This window comes from Streptomyces sp. LHD-70, assembly GCF_031157275.1.
Taxonomy (GTDB): domain Bacteria; phylum Actinomycetota; class Actinomycetes; order Streptomycetales; family Streptomycetaceae; genus Streptomyces.
Genome location: NZ_JAVIFW010000007.1, coordinates 123,064 through 139,839 on the forward strand (window position 1 = coordinate 123,064; position 16,776 = coordinate 139,839).

At 71.6% G+C, this 16,776-nt stretch carries 16 protein-coding genes; 14 read left to right on the forward strand and 2 right to left on the reverse strand.

Features of this window, described 5'->3' with window-relative positions; genetic code table 11:
- Window positions 1–21: 21 nt before the first annotated feature.
- The 7 genes from RCO28_RS15400 to RCO28_RS15430 all read left to right on the forward strand — a co-directional run bounded on the left by RCO28_RS15400 (window position 22) and on the right by RCO28_RS15430 (window position 9,231).
- Window positions 22–1,038 carry an iron-siderophore ABC transporter substrate-binding protein gene (locus RCO28_RS15400; protein WP_308941680.1) on the forward strand — a complete coding sequence of 339 codons (1,017 nt, stop codon included), beginning with the start codon at window positions 22–24 and terminating at the stop codon, window positions 1,036–1,038.
- A 171-nt stretch (window positions 1,039–1,209) separates the two neighbouring features.
- The gene (locus tag RCO28_RS15405; RefSeq protein WP_308941681.1) at window positions 1,210–2,400 is read left to right on the forward strand and encodes an ATP-grasp domain-containing protein; all 1,191 of its coding nucleotides are present in this window, start codon (window positions 1,210–1,212) and stop codon (window positions 2,398–2,400) included.
- Complete coding sequence (locus RCO28_RS15410) at window positions 2,397–4,190, forward strand: IucA/IucC family protein (protein WP_308941682.1); 1,794 nt, start codon at window positions 2,397–2,399, stop codon at window positions 4,188–4,190. The genes RCO28_RS15405 and RCO28_RS15410 overlap by 4 nt, the downstream gene beginning before the upstream one ends.
- Window positions 4,187–5,467, forward strand: a complete 1,281-nt coding sequence (locus RCO28_RS15415) for an MFS transporter (RefSeq protein WP_308941683.1) — start codon at window positions 4,187–4,189, stop codon at window positions 5,465–5,467. The genes RCO28_RS15410 and RCO28_RS15415 overlap by 4 nt, the downstream gene beginning before the upstream one ends.
- A complete protein-coding gene (locus tag RCO28_RS15420) occupies window positions 5,467–7,206 on the forward strand; it encodes an IucA/IucC family protein (protein ID WP_308941684.1) in 1,740 nt (579 codons plus the stop codon). Before RCO28_RS15415 ends, RCO28_RS15420 begins: the two co-directional genes overlap by 1 nt.
- Complete coding sequence (locus RCO28_RS15425; protein ID WP_308941685.1) at window positions 7,206–8,459, forward strand: type III PLP-dependent enzyme; 1,254 nt, start codon at window positions 7,206–7,208, stop codon at window positions 8,457–8,459. The genes RCO28_RS15420 and RCO28_RS15425 overlap by 1 nt, the downstream gene beginning before the upstream one ends.
- Before the next feature lie 4 nt (window positions 8,460–8,463).
- Complete coding sequence (locus RCO28_RS15430) at window positions 8,464–9,231, forward strand: aldolase/citrate lyase family protein (protein WP_308941686.1); 768 nt, start codon at window positions 8,464–8,466, stop codon at window positions 9,229–9,231.
- A gap of 87 nt (window positions 9,232–9,318) precedes the next feature.
- On the opposite strand, the gene RCO28_RS15435 is transcribed toward RCO28_RS15430, so the two are convergent.
- Window positions 9,319–10,143, reverse strand: coding sequence for a sulfite exporter TauE/SafE family protein (locus RCO28_RS15435; RefSeq protein ID WP_308941687.1), 825 nt, complete (start codon window positions 10,141–10,143; stop codon window positions 9,319–9,321).
- A gap of 704 nt (window positions 10,144–10,847) precedes the next feature.
- Between RCO28_RS15435 and RCO28_RS15440 the strand changes: the two genes are divergently transcribed.
- The 6 genes from RCO28_RS15440 (at window position 10,848) to RCO28_RS15465 (ending at window position 14,426) form a co-directional block, all read left to right on the forward strand.
- Window positions 10,848–11,186 carry a metalloregulator ArsR/SmtB family transcription factor gene (locus tag RCO28_RS15440; protein ID WP_308941688.1) on the forward strand — a complete coding sequence of 113 codons (339 nt, stop codon included), beginning with the start codon at window positions 10,848–10,850 and terminating at the stop codon, window positions 11,184–11,186.
- Window positions 11,183–11,923 carry a cation transporter gene (locus RCO28_RS15445; RefSeq protein WP_308941689.1) on the forward strand — a complete coding sequence of 247 codons (741 nt, stop codon included), beginning with the start codon at window positions 11,183–11,185 and terminating at the stop codon, window positions 11,921–11,923. The genes RCO28_RS15440 and RCO28_RS15445 overlap by 4 nt, the downstream gene beginning before the upstream one ends.
- Complete coding sequence (locus RCO28_RS15450) at window positions 11,920–12,534, forward strand: isoprenylcysteine carboxylmethyltransferase family protein (RefSeq protein ID WP_308941690.1); 615 nt, start codon at window positions 11,920–11,922, stop codon at window positions 12,532–12,534. Before RCO28_RS15445 ends, RCO28_RS15450 begins: the two co-directional genes overlap by 4 nt.
- 71 nt (window positions 12,535–12,605) lie before the next feature.
- Window positions 12,606–13,061: a hypothetical protein gene (locus RCO28_RS15455; RefSeq protein ID WP_308941691.1), complete on the forward strand. Its 456-nt coding sequence runs from the start codon at window positions 12,606–12,608 to the stop codon at window positions 13,059–13,061.
- Window positions 13,062–13,149: 88 nt separating this feature from the next.
- Window positions 13,150–14,214, forward strand: a complete 1,065-nt coding sequence (locus tag RCO28_RS15460) for a sulfite exporter TauE/SafE family protein (protein ID WP_308941692.1) — start codon at window positions 13,150–13,152, stop codon at window positions 14,212–14,214.
- Window positions 14,211–14,426 (forward strand): heavy metal-associated domain-containing protein, encoded by a 216-nt coding sequence (locus RCO28_RS15465; protein ID WP_308941693.1) that lies wholly within the window; start codon window positions 14,211–14,213, stop codon window positions 14,424–14,426. The genes RCO28_RS15460 and RCO28_RS15465 overlap by 4 nt, the downstream gene beginning before the upstream one ends.
- Before the next feature lie 58 nt (window positions 14,427–14,484).
- Here the strand turns inward: RCO28_RS15465 and RCO28_RS15470 are convergent, their stop codons facing one another.
- The gene (locus tag RCO28_RS15470) at window positions 14,485–15,168 is read right to left on the reverse strand and encodes a GntR family transcriptional regulator (RefSeq protein WP_308941694.1); all 684 of its coding nucleotides are present in this window, start codon (window positions 15,166–15,168) and stop codon (window positions 14,485–14,487) included.
- Window positions 15,169–15,409: 241 nt separating this feature from the next.
- On the opposite strand from RCO28_RS15470, the gene RCO28_RS15475 reads away from it, so the two are divergent.
- Complete coding sequence (locus tag RCO28_RS15475; RefSeq protein ID WP_308941695.1) at window positions 15,410–16,759, forward strand: MFS transporter; 1,350 nt, start codon at window positions 15,410–15,412, stop codon at window positions 16,757–16,759.
- Window positions 16,760–16,776: the final 17 nt, after the last annotated feature.

A 16,776-nucleotide genomic window follows, 5' to 3' on the forward strand; every position in this document is an offset into this window, starting at 1 on the left:
ACAGCAAGGAACACAACCCTCATGTCCAACAGACCCACTCTGCGCGGCATCGGCCGGCTCATCGCCGCGCTGCTCGCCGTCGTCATGGGCACCGCCGCCCTGGCCGCCTGCGGTGGCGGCGCCAAGTCCGAGGGCGACGACAAGAAGGGCGGTGCCGAGTCGGGTGCCTTCCCGCGCACCCTGAACACCGCGATGGGCAAGGTCGAGATCCCCGCCCAGCCCAAGCGCGTGGTGGTCCTGGACACCGGTGAACTCGACGACGTCACGATGCTCGGCATCGAGCCGGTCGGCGCGGTCTCCCCGCACTTCAAGACCGAGGGCGGCTTCCCCCAGTACCTCAAGGGCAAGATCGGCGACCCCACCGATGTCGGCCCGCTGCTCGAGCCGAACCTGGAGAAGATCGCTTCCCTGAAGCCTGATGTGATCCTGTCCTCGAAGGTCCGCCACGAGAAGGTCTACGACAAGCTCACGGCGATCGCCCCGACCGTCTTCACCGAGACCACCGGCGGCCCCTGGAAGGAGAACCTGAAGGTTCACGCCAAGGCCCTGGGTCTGGAGAAGCAGGCCGCCGACGCGATGAAGAGCTACGAGGAGCGCGCCAAGGCCCTCGGCGAGGCCATCGCCAAGAAGGAAGACGGCAAGATGCCGACCGCTTCGGTGGTCCGCTTCATCGCCGGCCCGACCCGCCTGTACCAGAAGTCCTCGTTCAGCGGCGTCGTCCTTGAGGACATCGGCCTGGAGCGCCCGAAGTCGCAGAGCTCCACCGACCCCGAGGTCCCGATGAAGGACGTCAGCCCGGAGGAGATCGACCAGGCCGACGCCGACCTGGTGTTCGTCACCGTCGCGGATGTCCCGGAGAAGACCCAGAAGAAGGACGTCACGTCCAACCCGGTCTGGAAGGACCTGCCGGCCGTCAAGGACAAGAAGGTCTTCGACGTTCCGGACGAGACCTGGATGTCCGGCATCGGCATCCAGGCGGCCGAGAAGATGCTCGCCGACGTGGCGAAGGCCACCGGCGTCGAGCTGCCGAAGAAGTAGCCCGCGAGGGGGTGGGCCGTCGTCCCCCAACGGCCCACCCCTGCGCCCCCCCAACTCCCCCACACGCCGACCTCCCCCGGCACTCACTCCCCCTCCCCCGCGCCGACGTCCCCCGGCACTCGCTTCACCACCCTCCCCGCACCAACCCCGACACAGAAGGGGTCTCCGCTCATGCGCATGTACCTGCTCGCGCTCAACCCCACCGACTCGGTCACCGACGGCTTCCTCCCGGCGGCCGCCCGCCTCGGCCTCGACATCACGGTTCTCACGGATCAGCCCGCTCCCCATCGGGCGAAATATCCCGAGATTGAGGTATTGCAGTGCGACGTTCATGACTTCCGCGCCGTCATCAACCGCATAGCCACCCACGAGCCCGCCGACGCGGTGTTCACCAACAGCGACCACCTGCAGACCCAAGCAGCCCTGGCCGCCGAATACTTCGGGCTGCCCGGCAAGGACTGGCAGGCCGCCCTGCGCGCCAAGAACAAGGCCGAGATGCGCCGCCACCTCGCCGCCATGGGCGTGGACACCGTACGGTCCGCCGAGATCGCACCGGGCCAGGACCCGTCCGCGTTGGTCGAGGCCCGACTTCCGTACCCCTGTGTCGTCAAGCCCCGCGAGGGCGTGGCCAGTGAGGACGTCATCCTCGCCGAGGGGCCCGAGGAGTTGGTGGCGCGCGCCAAGGAGATCCAGGCGCGGCGCCCGCAGGCGGCGCTGGTCGCCGAGGAGTTCCTCGCCGGCCAGCTCTACTCCCTCGAGACTCTGGGCGACGGGAACGTCCGCCACGTCCTCGGCGGCTTCCGCAGCCGGATCTCCGCTCCCCCCACCTTCATCGAGGAACGGCACGACTTCCTCGCCTCCCACCCCAAGGCGGTCGTCGAGCAGGTGCTCGCCCAACTCGACGCGCTCGGCGTCTCGTTCGGCGCGTGTCACACCGAGTTCGTGGTGCACGAGGGCCGGGCCCGGCTCATCGAGGTCAACTACCGCATCATCGGGGACCAGTGCGATCTGGTGCTGGCGCAGGCCCTCGACATCCCGCTCTTCGAGCACATTCTCCGTACACACCTGGGCGAGCCCCTGCCTCTCTCACTGGACGCGCGGACCGGTGCCGCTGCGCGGGTCGAGTACGCCCTCGCCGACCGCGCCGGCACTCTCACCTCCGCACCCGAGGCGTTCGACGAGACCGTGGACGGCGTGCGTCTGGCCTACCGTCCGCTGCGCGCGCTCGGCACCGAGCACCCGTACTACCGCACCAACCGCGACTACCTGGGCGTCCTGCGCGCCACCGGCGCCGACCAGGCGGCCGTGGACCGGGTCGCGGACGCCTTCTTCGCGACCGAGCGCTGGGAGATCACCCGGTGACCGCGACGATCGAGACCCTGGCCGAGCCGGGCTCCGCCGAAGAAGCCGAGCTGCTGACGCGCGTGCTGAGCGCGCTGCTGCGCGAGGACGTCGTCGGGCTGCGGACGGCCGGTACGGTCCTTGAGCGGCCGGACGGGCCGTGGCTCCGGCACGCCACGGCCGACGACGCCCTGCTGCTCCCCCTCGGCGAGGACGGCTACCAGGCCGAATACGCCGCCCGACTGCCGCTCCTGGTCCGCGAATCCGACGGCGCACGGCTGACCACACTCGACACTGTGCTCCCCGCGCTGCGAGCGCTCGCCGACCCGGTCGACCACGAGGGCTTCGACGCCTTCGCCGAGGAGTGCCGACAGACGCTGGAGACCCTGCGGCTGCACTCCGCGACGCAGCACGAGATCGACGCCGTACTGACGGAGCGTCATGGCCCGGACCCGGCCGCCTGGACCGGCCTGACGGCGGGGATCGCGTACGACGCCCTGGCCGCCCGCTTCGACCACCCGGTCTACCCGACCTCGCGCGGCCGCTCCGGCCTGAACGAGGCTCAACTGCGGGCATACGCACCGGAGTTCCACTCGCGCCTCGCCCTGCGCTGGCTGCTGCTTCCGCGCACCGCCGTCACCGTGACCGGCGGCGAGGACGCCCTGCCCGCCTGCTGGCCGATGCCGGTGGACCTTGAGCACGGCGATCTGAACAGCAGTCATATCGCGCTGCCCGTCCACCCGTTGACGGTCGGCGAGCCGCTGCGCGCGGCGCTCCGCGAGACCGGGCTCACCGGCGACGCGGTCCTGTCCGAGCACGCCTGGCTGAGCGCCGTACCCACCCTGTCGATGCGGACCGTGGCCCTGGACGCCGATCCGCAGCTGCATCTGAAGCTGCCGCTGGCCACCGCGACGCTCGGCCTGCGCAACCGGCGCACCATCAAGCCCCGCACGCTCATCGACGGCTTGGAGGGCCAGCGGCTCCTGGAGACCGTGATCGCCCGCGAGCCACGGTTCCGCGACACGATCCTGCAAGCCGACGAGACGGTGTATGCACACGCCGACCACGAGCTGCTCGCCGCACTGTGCCGCCGCTACCCGAAGGGCCTCGACCGCAGCTCCGTCGTCCCGCTGGCCGCGCTGCTCGCCCCGGCGCCCGGGTCCGGCGACCGCCTGGTCATCGACCACCTCGCCGACCGCTCCTACGGCGGTGACCCGCTGGCCCTGCTCGACGCCATGCTCACCCTGCTGTTCGACTGGCAGACCACTCTCTTCGGGTACGGCATCGGCCTGGAGTCGCACCAGCAGAACATCTCGCTGGTCCTGGACCGCACGGCCGAGGGCGGCACCCGGCTGCGGCTGCTGTTCAAGGACAACGACTCGCCCCGCATCAACCCCGTACGGATGCGGGAGCGGCTCGGCGCCGACGCACCGGACCCGGAGGTCTTCGCCGACCCGCGGATCTTCACCGAGGGCGACGGGCCGGTGGCCGACATGGTCGCCACGATCACGCTCCATCTGTGCGCGGGGTCCTACGCGTTCGGCCTTGCCCGGGCAGACCGGGCACCGCTGGACAAGCTGCTCGGCCTGATCCGCGACCGGCTCGCCGAGGCCGTCGAGCGGCTCGGCACCGGCTCCGGCGAGCCCGGCGCCGTCCTGCGCGAGCGGCTCCTCGATGCCCCGGAGCTGCCGGTCAAGGCGATGGTCAGCGCCGGGACGCTGCTCTCCAAGGAGCGGTCGGGTGCGGCCGACATCAACAAGCACTACACCACCGGGCCCAACTACCTGCTGCCGACGGGGAGTGCGCGATGACGACGACCACCACAACGGCCACCGCGACCACTACGGCCTCGGCCGACCCGACCGTGACCGAGGACGCGGACGAAGAGTCCCGCTCCGCCCTCGGCCGCCGCCAAGTGCATGCCGTGGCCGGCTGCTACTTCGTAGCGTCCTTCGCGGCGCTCGGCCTGCCGCCGTATCTCACCGAGATCCTCCCGGAACTCGGCGACCGCACCGCGCGTTGGGCGGGCCTGCTCTACATCGTGCCGACGATCTTCGGTGCTCTCGGCGCCCCGCTGTGGGGACGGCTCGCGGACCGGTTCGGCCGCAAACGGCTGCTGCTGCGCGCGCAGTTGGGCCTCGCCGTGGCCTTCCTTCTCGCCGGCTGGGCCGACTCGATCGCCACCTTCACCGCCGCGCTCGTCCTTCAAGGCATCCTCGGCGGAACCTTCGCGGCGTCGAACGGCTATCTGGGAGCGGCGCTTGAGGGCACCGAGCTCTCCCGTGCGCTCACGCTGATGCAGGGCAGTGCGCGTGCCGCGCTCGTCTTCGCGCCGATCGTGGTCGGCTCGCTGTCGCCGTGGCTCTCGCCCCACCGGCAGTACGCGCTGCTCGCCGTCCTCCCGCTGGCCGCCGCCGCCATGCTGGCGCTGCTGCCGGAGCCCCAGCGGGCGCGTACGCAATCGGCCGTGAAGGCCGCGGACCCGAAGCCGGACCAGCAGACCAAGCCGGGTACGACCGCCGCCCTCCGTGGCCTCTTCGCCCTCGAGTTCGCGTTCGTCTTCTCGACCGTGATCTCCTTCCCGTACCTGATCGAGCTGGTCAAGGAGCGCATCCCCGGCACCGGCTCGATGGTCTCCGGTGTGCTCTTCGCACTGCCCCATGTGTGCTACCTGGTCGGCGCGATGGCGGTGCACTCCGTCTTCCGCAGCCGCCCGCGCATGGGCATCGTGATCGGTTTCGTCTGTATCGCGCTCGGCTCCGCCGGACACGAGATCGCCGGTTCGCTCCCGGCGTTCATCGCCGTACGGCTGGTGCTCGGCGCCGGGCTCACCCTCGGCCTGGTCTGTCTGTCGGTCCTCGCGGCCGACTGCGCCAAGGGCCGTGCGCCCGGCGGGCTGTTCGGCTCGATCGAGTTCTTCTCCAAGGCCGGTGCGGTCGCCGCCGGATTGGCCGCCGCGGTCGGCAATGCCTGGTTCGGCCCTTCGACGCCGCTGCTGATCGGCACCGCCATCGCCGTGGCGACCGTGCTTGCGACCGCCCTCCCCCTTCTTCTCCGCCGCTCTGCTCAGACTCCCAGGAGCCTCTGATGACCTCGCTGACGCCCACCGACGTCAACGCCGCCGCGACCGCGCTGCCCAGCGCCGATCACGTCGTCGCGCACACCCTCCTCAACTGCCTGCTCCGCGAGGTCTCCGGGCCCGAGCACCAGACGGCCGTGGACCGCGGCCATCTGCTGCTGCGCCTGCCCCGCCGCGGCGTCCTGCTGAGCGTCGCGCTCCGCCGTACGTCCCTGATCGGCGCGCACCGCTTCACCGGCCCGGTCACCGAGCAGAACGGCGCTGCCTGGACCGAGGTCGACTGGCGCACGCTCGCCGAGTACGTCCATGCCGAGCTGTCGCTGCGTACCGGTGTCGACAACGACGAGTTCCTGGCCCAGATCGCCTCCAGCCACCAGGCCGTCTCCGCCGCCCTTGCCGGGCGCCCGGCCCCGGCCGAGGGCACGGCCGCCGCCAAGGACTGGCTGGACACGTACGTCGCCTCCGAGCAGTCGCTCGTGTTCGGCCACCGTTTCCACCCCACCCCCAAGGCCCGCACCGGCAACCCCGCCGACTGGCAGGCGTACGCCCCCGAGACCGGCGCGACCTTCCCGCTGCTGCTCCTGGCCGTACGCGAGCATCTGATCGCCGAGGAGGCCGCGGCCCCGGACGCGACCGACCCGCTCGACGCGCTGCGCGCCGACGTCCCCGAGGGCTACCGGCTACTGCCCGCGCACCCCTGGCAGTACGAGCTGCTGCGCGACCACCCGGCCCTTCAGGAGGCCCTGGACCGCGACGACATCCGCATCCTGGGCACCTCCGAGCTGCCCTTCGCGGCGACCGCCTCCGTCCGGACGCTGTACGCGGACGACGCGTTCCTCAAGTTCAGCCTGAACGTGCGGATCACCAACTGCCTGCGCAAGAACTCCAGTTACGAGCTGACCGGCGCGGTGGCCCTGACCCGCCTCCTCGAGCCCGTGCTGGACGACCTGGCCACCCGCTTCCCCGGCAGCGCGGTGCTGCGTGAGCCCGCGTACCGCAGCCTGGCGATTCCCGGCCCCGACGGCGGTGCGGACATCCCGCTGCTCGAAGGCTTCGGTGTGATCGTCCGCGAGGGGCTGTCGCGGCGGCTGCTGCCCGGTACGACGCCGCTCCTTGCCGGTGCGGTCGCGGACGAGTACCCGGCCAGCGAGGCGCACATCTCCCGGCTGCTTGCCGGGAAGGACGCGCGGACCGCGCTCGAGTGGTGGGCCGCGTACCTCAACCTGCTCCTCCCCCCGGTACTTGCCGCGTACTTCGACCACGGCATGGTCCTGGAGCCGCATCTGCAGAACGTGCTGATCTGCGTCGACGGCGACGGGATGCCCGCGCAGGTGCTGTTCCGCGACCTGGAGGGCACCAAGCTCGTCCCCGAGCAGCACGCCGACACGCTCGCCGCGCTGCCGCCCGAGGTCGCGGGCCCGATGACGTACGACGCCCAGCGCGGCTGGGACCGGGTCGTGTACTGCCTCCTCGTCAACCACGTCTCCGAACTGCTCGCGGCGCTCGCCGACCTGCACCCGGAGACAGAGACCGAGCTGTGGGCCCAGGTCCGCCGCACCCTGCAGAGGCACGCCGACCGGCACGGCTGCCCGCCGCGCCTTGCCGCGCTCCTCGCCGGGGTGCCGCTGCCCGCCAAGGCCAACCTGCTCACCCGCTGGGAGCGCAAGGCCGACCGCGAGGCCGGCTACGTCCGGCTGCCGTCGCCGCTCGCCGAGTCCGTCCTGTCCGCCACCCCCTGGAACGCGTGATGACCCACCCCACCCCCGCCGTCCGAGACCGCGTGCGCACCCTGCGCTCCGAGGAACTGCCCGCGTACATCTACGACTTGACGGCCCTTCAGGAACATGTCGCCGCTGTCCGGGCCGCACTGCCTTCCGCCGTCGAGCTGTACTACGCGGCCAAGGCCAACCCCGAGCCGGAGATCCTGGCCGCATTGCGCCCGTACGTGCATGGCTACGAGGTCTCCTCCGGCGGCGAGATGGCACATGTCAGCAAGGCCGTGCCCGGCTTCCCGCTGGCCTTCGGCGGCCCCGGCAAGACCCCGGCGGAGGTCGCCCAGGCACTGGAGATCGGCGTCGAGCGCTTCCATGTGGAGAGCGTGTACGAGCTGCACCTGCTCGCCGAGCTGGCCGCCCCGTACGCCGCCGAGCGACGGATCGCCGTCCTGCCGCGCTTCAACCTGCCGGTGGGCGACGGCTCCCTGGACAGCGTGTCGCTCGCCATGGGCGGCCGTCCGACGCCGTTCGGCCTGGACCCGAGCCAGGCCGACGAGGTCGTCCGGCTGCTCACCGACGGCACGTACCCGCACCTCGAACTCCGCGGTGTGCACGCCCACTTGGCGAGTGGCCTGGAGGCGACGGAGCAGCTCGCCGTGGCGCGCTCGATCGTCGTGTGGTCCATGGACCTGGCGGAGCGGCACGGCGTCCGGATCCCCGAGGTCGTGGTCGGCGGCGGTATGGCCGTCGACTACGCCGAGCCGGAGCGGCGCTTCGACTGGGCGTCGTACGGCACCGGTCTGGCCGAACTCGTCGCCGCGCACCCTGGTCTGACGCTGCGTCTGGAACCGGGCCGCGCGCTCACCGCGTACTGCGGCTGGTACGCCACCGAGGTCCTGGACGTGAAGCCCAGCCACGGTGAGGAGTTCGCCGTCGTCCGCGGCGGTACGCATCACCTCCGTACGCCCGCGACCAAGGGCCACGACCAGCCGTGCACGGTCCTGCCGTCCGACGAGCCCTGGCCGCACCCGTGGCCGCGCTCGGCGGCGCAGGGCGAGCGGGTCACCCTGACGGGACAGCTCTGCACGCCCAAGGACCTGCTCGCGCGCGATGTCCTGGCGCCCGGCCTGCGCGCCGGTGACCGGGTGGCGTTCGAGCTGTGCGGTGCGTACGCGTGGAACATCTCGCACCATGACTTCCTGATGCATCCGCGGCCGGGGTTCCACTTCCTGAACGGGATCGCATCGGGCGCGTTCGCCGGGCCGGGCGCATCCGAGGAGGTCTGAGATCGTGCTGCGCCCCAACGAGGTGAAGCGGAGGATCGCGGCGGGCGAGGAGGTGCACGGGCTGTTCTCCGTACTCCCCGACCCCGCCGTCGTCGAGATGATCGGCGCCGCGGGCTACGACTTCGTCATCCTCGACACCGAGCACACGCTGGTCGACCCCCGGCTCCTCGAGCATCTGATCCGGGCCGCCGAGACGACGGGGCTCACCCCCTTCGTGCGCGTACCGGAGGGCGATCCGGGCGCGGTGCTGCGGGCGTTGGACGCGGGCGCGATGGGCATCGTCCTCCCCCATGTCCGGTCCCGCGCCGACGTGGACGCCCTCATCCACGCCGCCCGTTACGCACCCGAGGGCATGCGCTCCCTCAACGGCGGCCGCGGGCTCGGCTACGGGCGGCTCGACCCGCGCGAGTACATCGCGCGGGCCAACGCCGAGATCATGCTGATCCCCCTCATCGAGGACGCGGCGGGCGTCGAGTCGATCGACGCCATCCTCGCCGGCGGCGGCATCGACCTGGTCCTCCCCGGCCCCGGCGACCTGTCCCAGTCGTACGGCGTCCCGTGGGAGGTCCGCCACCCGTCCGTACGCGACGCGGTACTCGAACTCCGCGCCGCCTGCGCCCGCCACAGCGTCCCCTTCTGCGCCATGGCCACCACACCGGAACGCCGCGCCGACTGGCGCTCGGACGGAGTCACCGCCTTCGTCCTCGGCGAGGACCGGGACCTGACGGCCCGCGCGCTGCGGGGGCACAGGGAGCGGCAGTCAGGGGCCTGACGGCCTGCTGGCCTGCTGGCCTGCTCAGTCGCTCCCCCATCGGGGCCCGCCCAGGTGCGGGTCCCGAGGGCAATCGGTTCTGAACTGTCAGTCGTGACGGGCGAGTTTGACCGCGGAGACGAGCAGGATCAAGGCAAGGGCAGGGATCAGCACCAGGTCCGGGAAGGCTCCGAGGAGCAAACCGCCCAGGACCGCGCCGGCGACCGAGCCCGCGGCCATGACCAGGGTGAAGCGGAGGTTCGCGCCGAGGACGGCGAAGCTGCCGTCGCGGCTGTAGCGGGCGAACGCGACCAGCATCGTCGGCAACGACACCAGGAGCGAGAGGCTGCCCGCGGTCTTGATGTCCTCCCCGAACAGCAACACGATCGTCGGGATCAGCAGCTCACCGCCGGCCACACCCATGATCGCCGCGACCACCCCGATGCCGAACCCGGCCACGACCCCGCAGGGCACCTGAGCCCACAGCGGCAGGTCGAGCGTCTCCAGGGCGGTGGTGTGGGTGACGACCAATGCGGCCGCCATGAGCACCATCAACGCCGCCAGCACCTTGTAGAGCGTGGCGGAGCGCATACGTACCGCCCAGGTGGCTCCGGCCCAAGCACCCAGCAGGCTGCCGGCCAGCAGGTTGGCCGCGACCGGCCACCGTGCGGCCACCTCCGCGGCCGGCACCGCCGCCAGCCGGGCAGGCAGCGCGACAAGGACCACGACCAGACTCATCGCCTTGTTCAGGATGACGGCCGAGAGCGCGGCGAAGCCGAACAGACCGATCAGCAGCGGCAGTCGGAACTCCGCACCGCCCAGCCCGATCATCCCGCCCAGCACACCGATGGCCGCCCCCGCGCCGAACACCAAGGGCGCCGAGTGCGTGGGCCGCAGGGGAACGAGATCCTGGTCAACGGTCATGACGGGCATCCTCGCCGGTGTCGCCCCTCGCCTGCTACGAATCGACCCCGGCTTCGGCGAAAGGCACCAGGTCACCGCCCCGGAGTCGTCCTGAGGTCCAAGCCCGGCGCTACTGGTCGTTGTGGGCGGTGAAGGCTCGGCCGTCGACAAGGGCCCGGCGCGGTTCCTCCACGCTCGGCGGCCCGTCCACCCGGCCGTCCGCACCGCGGTAGCTGCGGCACGACAGACTCGGCGCCGTCCCCGGCGCAGCGAACGGATCCCCCCTTCGAGCAGCACGGTCGGCGAACCGGTCATGCCCCACCGCGCGCCGCACTCTCCCCACGCACCTCGATCAGCTCCACACCGGCGGCCAGGTCCTGGGTGGGCACCCCGACGCGTTCTCTTCACCGGCCACACCCAACGGCCGCTCGAACGAGGCGACTGGTGCGTACGCCGCGTCATACCCGGCACCGCCCATCTCGACGGCTTCCCCATCATCAGCACCGGTGCGATCGAGACCGGTTGGCTCGACCACCCCGACAGCGCTGGGGAAGTCGTGACCGGCGGGTTCGGCCGGCCGGTGCGGCACGAGCGGCACACCTGTCCGGCGAGGCGGCGATCCGGCGGTCGCACGCGGCACTATGGCCGGTCTGCTTCGGGGGCGGCGGAGGCCCGCACCGAGCCTCAGGCGATTCAGGGTTTCTTGAATCCAGGATTTTCTGTATCGTCGACGCGTGCTGACTCTCGCGACCGACATCGAGGCTCTGGCGCGGTTCGGCCGCGCCCTCGCCGACCCGATCCGCTGCCGCATCCTGCTCGAACTGCAGCAAGGGCCCGGCTACCCGTCCGACTTCGCCGACGCGCTCGGGATCTCCAGGACCAGGCTCTCCAACCACCTTGCGTGCCTGAGGGATTGCGGCCTGGTCGTCGCGATCCCGGACGGGCGCCGTACGCGGTACGAGCTCGCCGACGCTCGCCTCGGGCACGCCCTCGGGGACCTGCGGTCGGCCGTCCTCGCGGTGGAGGCCGACAAGACGTGCGCGGACGCGGAGACGGAGGGCTGCTGCCCATGAGCGTCATATCCCTCGGCCCGTCGCCCGCCCGCCGGGACGCGCTCGCGCGGCGGATACGGTTCCTCGTCGCCGTGACGATCACCTACAACGTGATCGAGGCGATCGTCGCGATCACCGCCGGAACGATCGCCTCGTCAACCGCACTGATCGGCTTCGGCCTGGACTCGGTGATCGAGGTGTCCTCCGCCGCCGCGGTCGCCTGGCAGTTCTCCGCCCGCGACCATGCCGTACGCGAGGCGCGGGAGAAGAGGACGCTGCGGATCATCGCCGTCTCCTTCTTCGCGCTCGCCGCCTACGTCTCCGTAGACGCCGTACGCGCCCTCAGCGGAACCGGTGAGGCGGAGCGGTCGGTCCCCGGCATCGTCATCGCCGCACTGTCGCTGGCGGTCATGCCGTTCCTGTCCTCCGCCCAGCGTCGCGCCGGCCGCGAACTCGGCTCCGCCTCCGCGGTCGCCGACTCCAAGCAGACCCTGTTGTGCACGTATCTGTCCGCGGTGCTGCTGGTCGGCCTGGTCCTCAACGCGACTCTCGGCTGGTCCTGGGCCGACCCGATCGCCGCCCTGGTGATCGCGGCCGTCGCGGTGAAGGAGGGCATCGACGCGTGGCAGGGCAAGGGCTGCGCCTGCGGCCCCGCGTCCGCCCCGTCCCGCACCTCGCCTTCCGCGTCCGACGACGGTACGAACGGCGCCTGCGCCGACGCCTGCTGCTCCACCGGCGCGAAGGAGACGGCGACATGACCGCCTGGGCGTGGAGCGCCTTGGCCCTGTTCGCAGGCTGGGCTGTGACCGCATTCGGGATCAGGTCCGTGATCCAGGCCCGTCGCACCGGCGACACCGGGTTCCGCGGCCTCTCCGGCCGACCGGGCTCCGCCTCGTGGTGGGCGGGCGTGCTGTTCGTCCTCGCGCTCCTCGGCGGAGGCGCCGCTCCGATCGCCTCACTCACCGGCCTGCCGGACCTGCCCAGCACCGGGTGGCCGCTGCTGCGCGGGGCGGGACTCGTGATCACCCTCGCCGGGATCACCGCCACGCTGCTCGCGCAGAGTGCGATGGGTACATCGTGGCGGGTGGGCGTCGACGCCGGTGAACGGACCGTCCTGGTCACCTCGGGGATGTTCGCCGCCGTACGCAACCCGGTCTTCACCGCGATGGCCGTGACCGCGACCGGCCTGGCCCTCATGGTGCCCAACGCGGTCGCCCTCCTCGCCCTGACCGCCCTCGTCACCGCCGTCCAACTGCAGGTGCGGATCGTCGAGGAGCCCTACCTCCGCTCCGTGCACGGCGAGGCGTACGACGCGTACGCCCGCAGGGCCGGGCGGTTCTGGCCCGGCATCGGGCGCCGAACCGCCTGAGCCGGGAGGCCGGGACAGGGCGGCCGGGGTCGGGCGGGGTCGGGCGGGGTCGGGCGGATAGCATCGCGGACGTGCCCGTCCACCCCGCCCGGCGCCCCCGGCCCGTACTCGCCGCCCTCGTGGCCGGTGCGCTGCTGGCCTGCGCCTATCTGATGTGGGGCCCCGCGCACACCACCATGACGATGGCCATGACCGAGCCGATGCCCGGCATGACCGCCTCCGCCATGACCGCCTCCGCCATGGCCTCGGAGGCGGCCCCCTCAGAGGCGGCCCCCTCGGAAACGGATCGACAGCCCCGGCATGCGGCCGACATCGCACCCGACGAGTGCCCGGCGATGAGCATGGACTGCCCGCTCGCGAACGCACACCCGCCGCTGCCTGTAGCGCCCGCCTCCGTCCCTGGCACGGACGGCCTCGGCGCACCACCGGTACCCGCCGAACCTCTGGGCGCTGTGGCCGTGGACGACAGGTGTGCCTGGCCTCGGGCACCCGATCCCGTCGCCCTTCTCTGCGTCAGCCGGACCTGACAACACCCGTACCCCGCCTGCCCGTTGGGCCGCCGGGGCACGTCGTCTTGTCCTGATCCGGCCATCTCAGCAGAGAGAGTCCTTCCCCATGGCCTCCACCACCACCTTGTTCGTCACCGGTCTGACCACCGGTCTCTTCGCCGGCGGCGCCTCCTGCGCCGCCGTCCAGGGCGGCCTGCTCGCCAGTGCCGTCGGCCGCCGCGCCACCGCCTGGAGCCCCGAAGCATGGGAGCGCAGTGGCCTGTTCGCCCCCGTCGGCGCATTCCTCGGCGCCAAGCTCGCCTCCCACACACTCCTCGGCGCAGCCCTCGGCCTGGTCGGCGCAGCGATCCAGCCCGGCCCCCGCGCCCGCGCCGTACTCCTCGTCGCGAGCGCGGTGCTGATGCTGCTGTTCGCCCTCGACATGCTCGGCGTGCGCGCCGTGCGCCGCTTCGTCCCCAGGCCACCCGCCTCGTGGGGGCGGCGAGTACGCAGGTCGGCGAAGTCGACCGCCATCACCACTCCGGCCGTACTCGGCTTCCTCACCGTCCTCATCCCCTGCGGCGTCACCCTCAGCGTGGAACTGATCGCCATCACCGCCGGATCCCCGCTCGCCGGAGCCGCCGTCATGGCCGGCTTCGTCCTCGGCACCGGCCCCCTCTTCGCCGTACTCGGCTTCCTGCTGCGCTCCGCGGCCCGCCGCTGGCAGGGCCGCCTCAGCGTCGTCACCGCCGTGATCGTCCTCGCCGTCGCGCTGTGGACCGCAGGCTCCGGACTGCGCCTCGGCGGCTGGTGGCCCACCCCCGCAACCGCCCCTGCGGCAGCCGCGCAGCCCCCGCAGAAGACCGTGACCACGACTGGCGGAGTCCAGACCATCACCGTCCAGGCCCGCACCAACTCCTACGCACCCACCGCCATCACCGCGACCGCCGGTGTACCGACCAAACTCGTCGTCGCCACCGACAACACCAACGGCTGCGTCCGCTCCTTCGTCGTCCCCGACGAAGGCGTCCAGGAGATCCTCCCCGTCACCGGCCGGACCCCCATCGACCTCGGCACCCCCACACCCGGCACCCTCGACTTCACCTGCGGCATGGGCATGTACGGCGGCGAGATCACCTTCCAAGAGCCCGCCACCGCCCGCACCACCACCCCGAAGGAGACCGCCCGGTGACCCTCCGCCTCGAATTCGCCGTCACCGGCATGCACTGCGCCAGCTGCGGACTCCTCATCGACGACGAGATCGAAGAGCTCCCCGGCGTCACCACGAGCACCACCCACCTGCGCACCGAACGCACCGTCGTCGAACTCGAACGCCCCGTACCGGCCCAGGAGATCGTCGCGGCCATCGCCTCCGTCGGGTACACCGCTTCGCCGATCGCCTGACCTGCTCACCAGGTCCACGAAGGGCACCGCGATCAGCGCAAGGGCAGCCCGTGGAACGTCAGTTGAATGCGTCGCGCAGCCGGGTTCGGGAGGATTCGATGTGGTGGCGCATGGCCGCTGCCGCTGCGTCCGGGTCGCCGGCCACGATCGCGTCGGTGACGGCGTTGTGCTCTTCGATCGCCGCCGTGCCCACGTAGGTCTGGTAGAAGAGCCGGAAGATGTGCAGGTGGCAGTTGGTGCGTTCGAAGGTCGAGGGCATGTTGACGTTCCCGGACAGCCGGGCCACGAGCGTGTGGAAGCGGTGGTCGTGCGCCGCGACCGCTTTGTACGCGGCGTACTCCCCGCCGTCCGGGACGTCGGTGCAGGAGGCCAGTTCGGCGCGCAGTTCGTCGTGTTCCTCCGGCCCGCAGCGCTCCGCGGCGCGGGCGGCCGACCACGGCTCGATGAGCAGCCGGAACTCGAAGAGGTCCTCGAACTCGGTGCGGGAGATGAGCGGGGCGACGAAGTAGCCGCGCAGGGACGCCTTCACCACGAGCCCGTCGGCCTCCAGGCGGGCCAGAGCCTCGCGCAGCGGGGTCTGTGAGACGCCCAACTGGCGTGACAGCGCATAGACGTTCATCCGCTCGCCCGGCGCGATCGCGTGGTCCATGACCATCGCCTTGAGCGCCTCGTGGATGTCGTCGGCGAGGTTCTGCCGGGCCGGCAAGCGCACAGCGGCCGCAGCCCCTGGGTCACGCGTCATGGGTTACCTCCGCCCTTGGCCGGGTCCTCCCCGGTCCCGCCGGAATCTTCGCACGGGACCGGTTGACGCGGTCACGCCACCGTGCCAATCTCTGCCGAAATCCTACAGGATCGTGAATCGAGAATTCCTTGGGCGTCACCGCGCATGAGGAGTCTCGGGATCTTCGCTCTGCCGCGCGCACTCCCCCTGTCGTCCAATCCGGCCGGCCTCTCCCGGGCCGACCTGGGAGGTACGTCCTGCGATGACCACTTCACCAGCCCACGGCAAAACCACCCCTGGCCCGGCCCGCCCGGGCTCGGCCGGCTCCGCACCGCCCGGGGCGTCTCGCGTCCGCTGGATGATCGTCTGGCTGGCCTTCGGCGGCCTCACCATCAACTACCTCGACCGCGCGAACCTCGGCGTCGCCCTGCCGTTCATCGGCGAGGAGATCACGCTCACCAAGTTCCAACAGGGCATGATCCTGGCGGCGTTCTTCTGGTCCTACGACTTCTGCCAGCTCATCGCGGGCTGGTACGTCGACAAGGTCGGCCCGCGCCGCACCTTCACCGGCGCCGCCATCTGGTGGTCGCTGTTCACGATGGTCACGGCGGCCGCGCAGAACTTCGCCTCACTGTTCGGCGCCCGGCTCGCCCTCGGCGTGGGCGAGAGTCCCGCGCCCTCCACCAGCGCCAAGGTGGTCTCGCGCTGGTTCCCCCGGCAGGAGCGCGCCTTCGCCACGGCGATCTGGGACTCCGGCTCCCGGGTCGGCGGCGTCCTGGCCCTGCCGGTGGTCACCGCCCTGGTCGCCCTCGCGGGCTGGCGTGCCGCCTTCATCGTCACCGGCCTCGTCGGATTCGTGTGGGCCGCCGCCTGGTGGCGGCTTTACCGCGACCCCGAGGAGCACCCGAAGGTCAACGCGGCCGAACTCGCCCACATCCGCGACGGCGGCGCCCGCAGCGCCGATGCGGACTCCGAGGCGGCCCGCAAGCTGCGCTGGCGCGACCTGTTCGGCTACCGCACAGTGCGCGGCATGATGCTCGGCTTCTTCTGCCTCAACATGTGCATCTACTTCTTCATCACCTTCTTCCCGACCTACCTGGTCGAGGAACGGGGCTTCACGCTCCTCAAGCTGGGCCTGTTCGGGGCCCTGCCGGGCATCTGCGCGGTGTTCGCCGCGTACGCCGGCGGCTGGTTCGCGGACCGGGCGATCAAGCGGGGCGCCGACGTCACGAAGGTCCGCAAGACGGTCATCATCAGCGGCATGCTGGGCGGCTCCGTCATCGGCCTCGCGGTCCTCGTGCCCGCGGCCTGGATGGCGCTCGCGCTGCTCTCCGTCGCCTACTCCAGCCTGGCCTTCGCCGCGTCGGGCATCTGGTCGCTGCCCGCCGACGTCGCTCCCAGCGACCGGCATGTCGCCTCGGTCGGCGGCATCCAGAACTTCGCCTCCAACCTGGCCGGTATCGGCAGCCCGCTCCTGGTCGGCTACCTCGTCGACAGCACCGGCTCGTTCGTCGTCCCGCTCCTCGTCGTCGCCTGCTTCGCCGTCGTCGGAGCCCTCTCGTACGCCTTCATCGTCCAGCGCGCCGAACCCCTGCCGGTCCGCAGCAGCTGACCCTCCCGGCGGGGCAC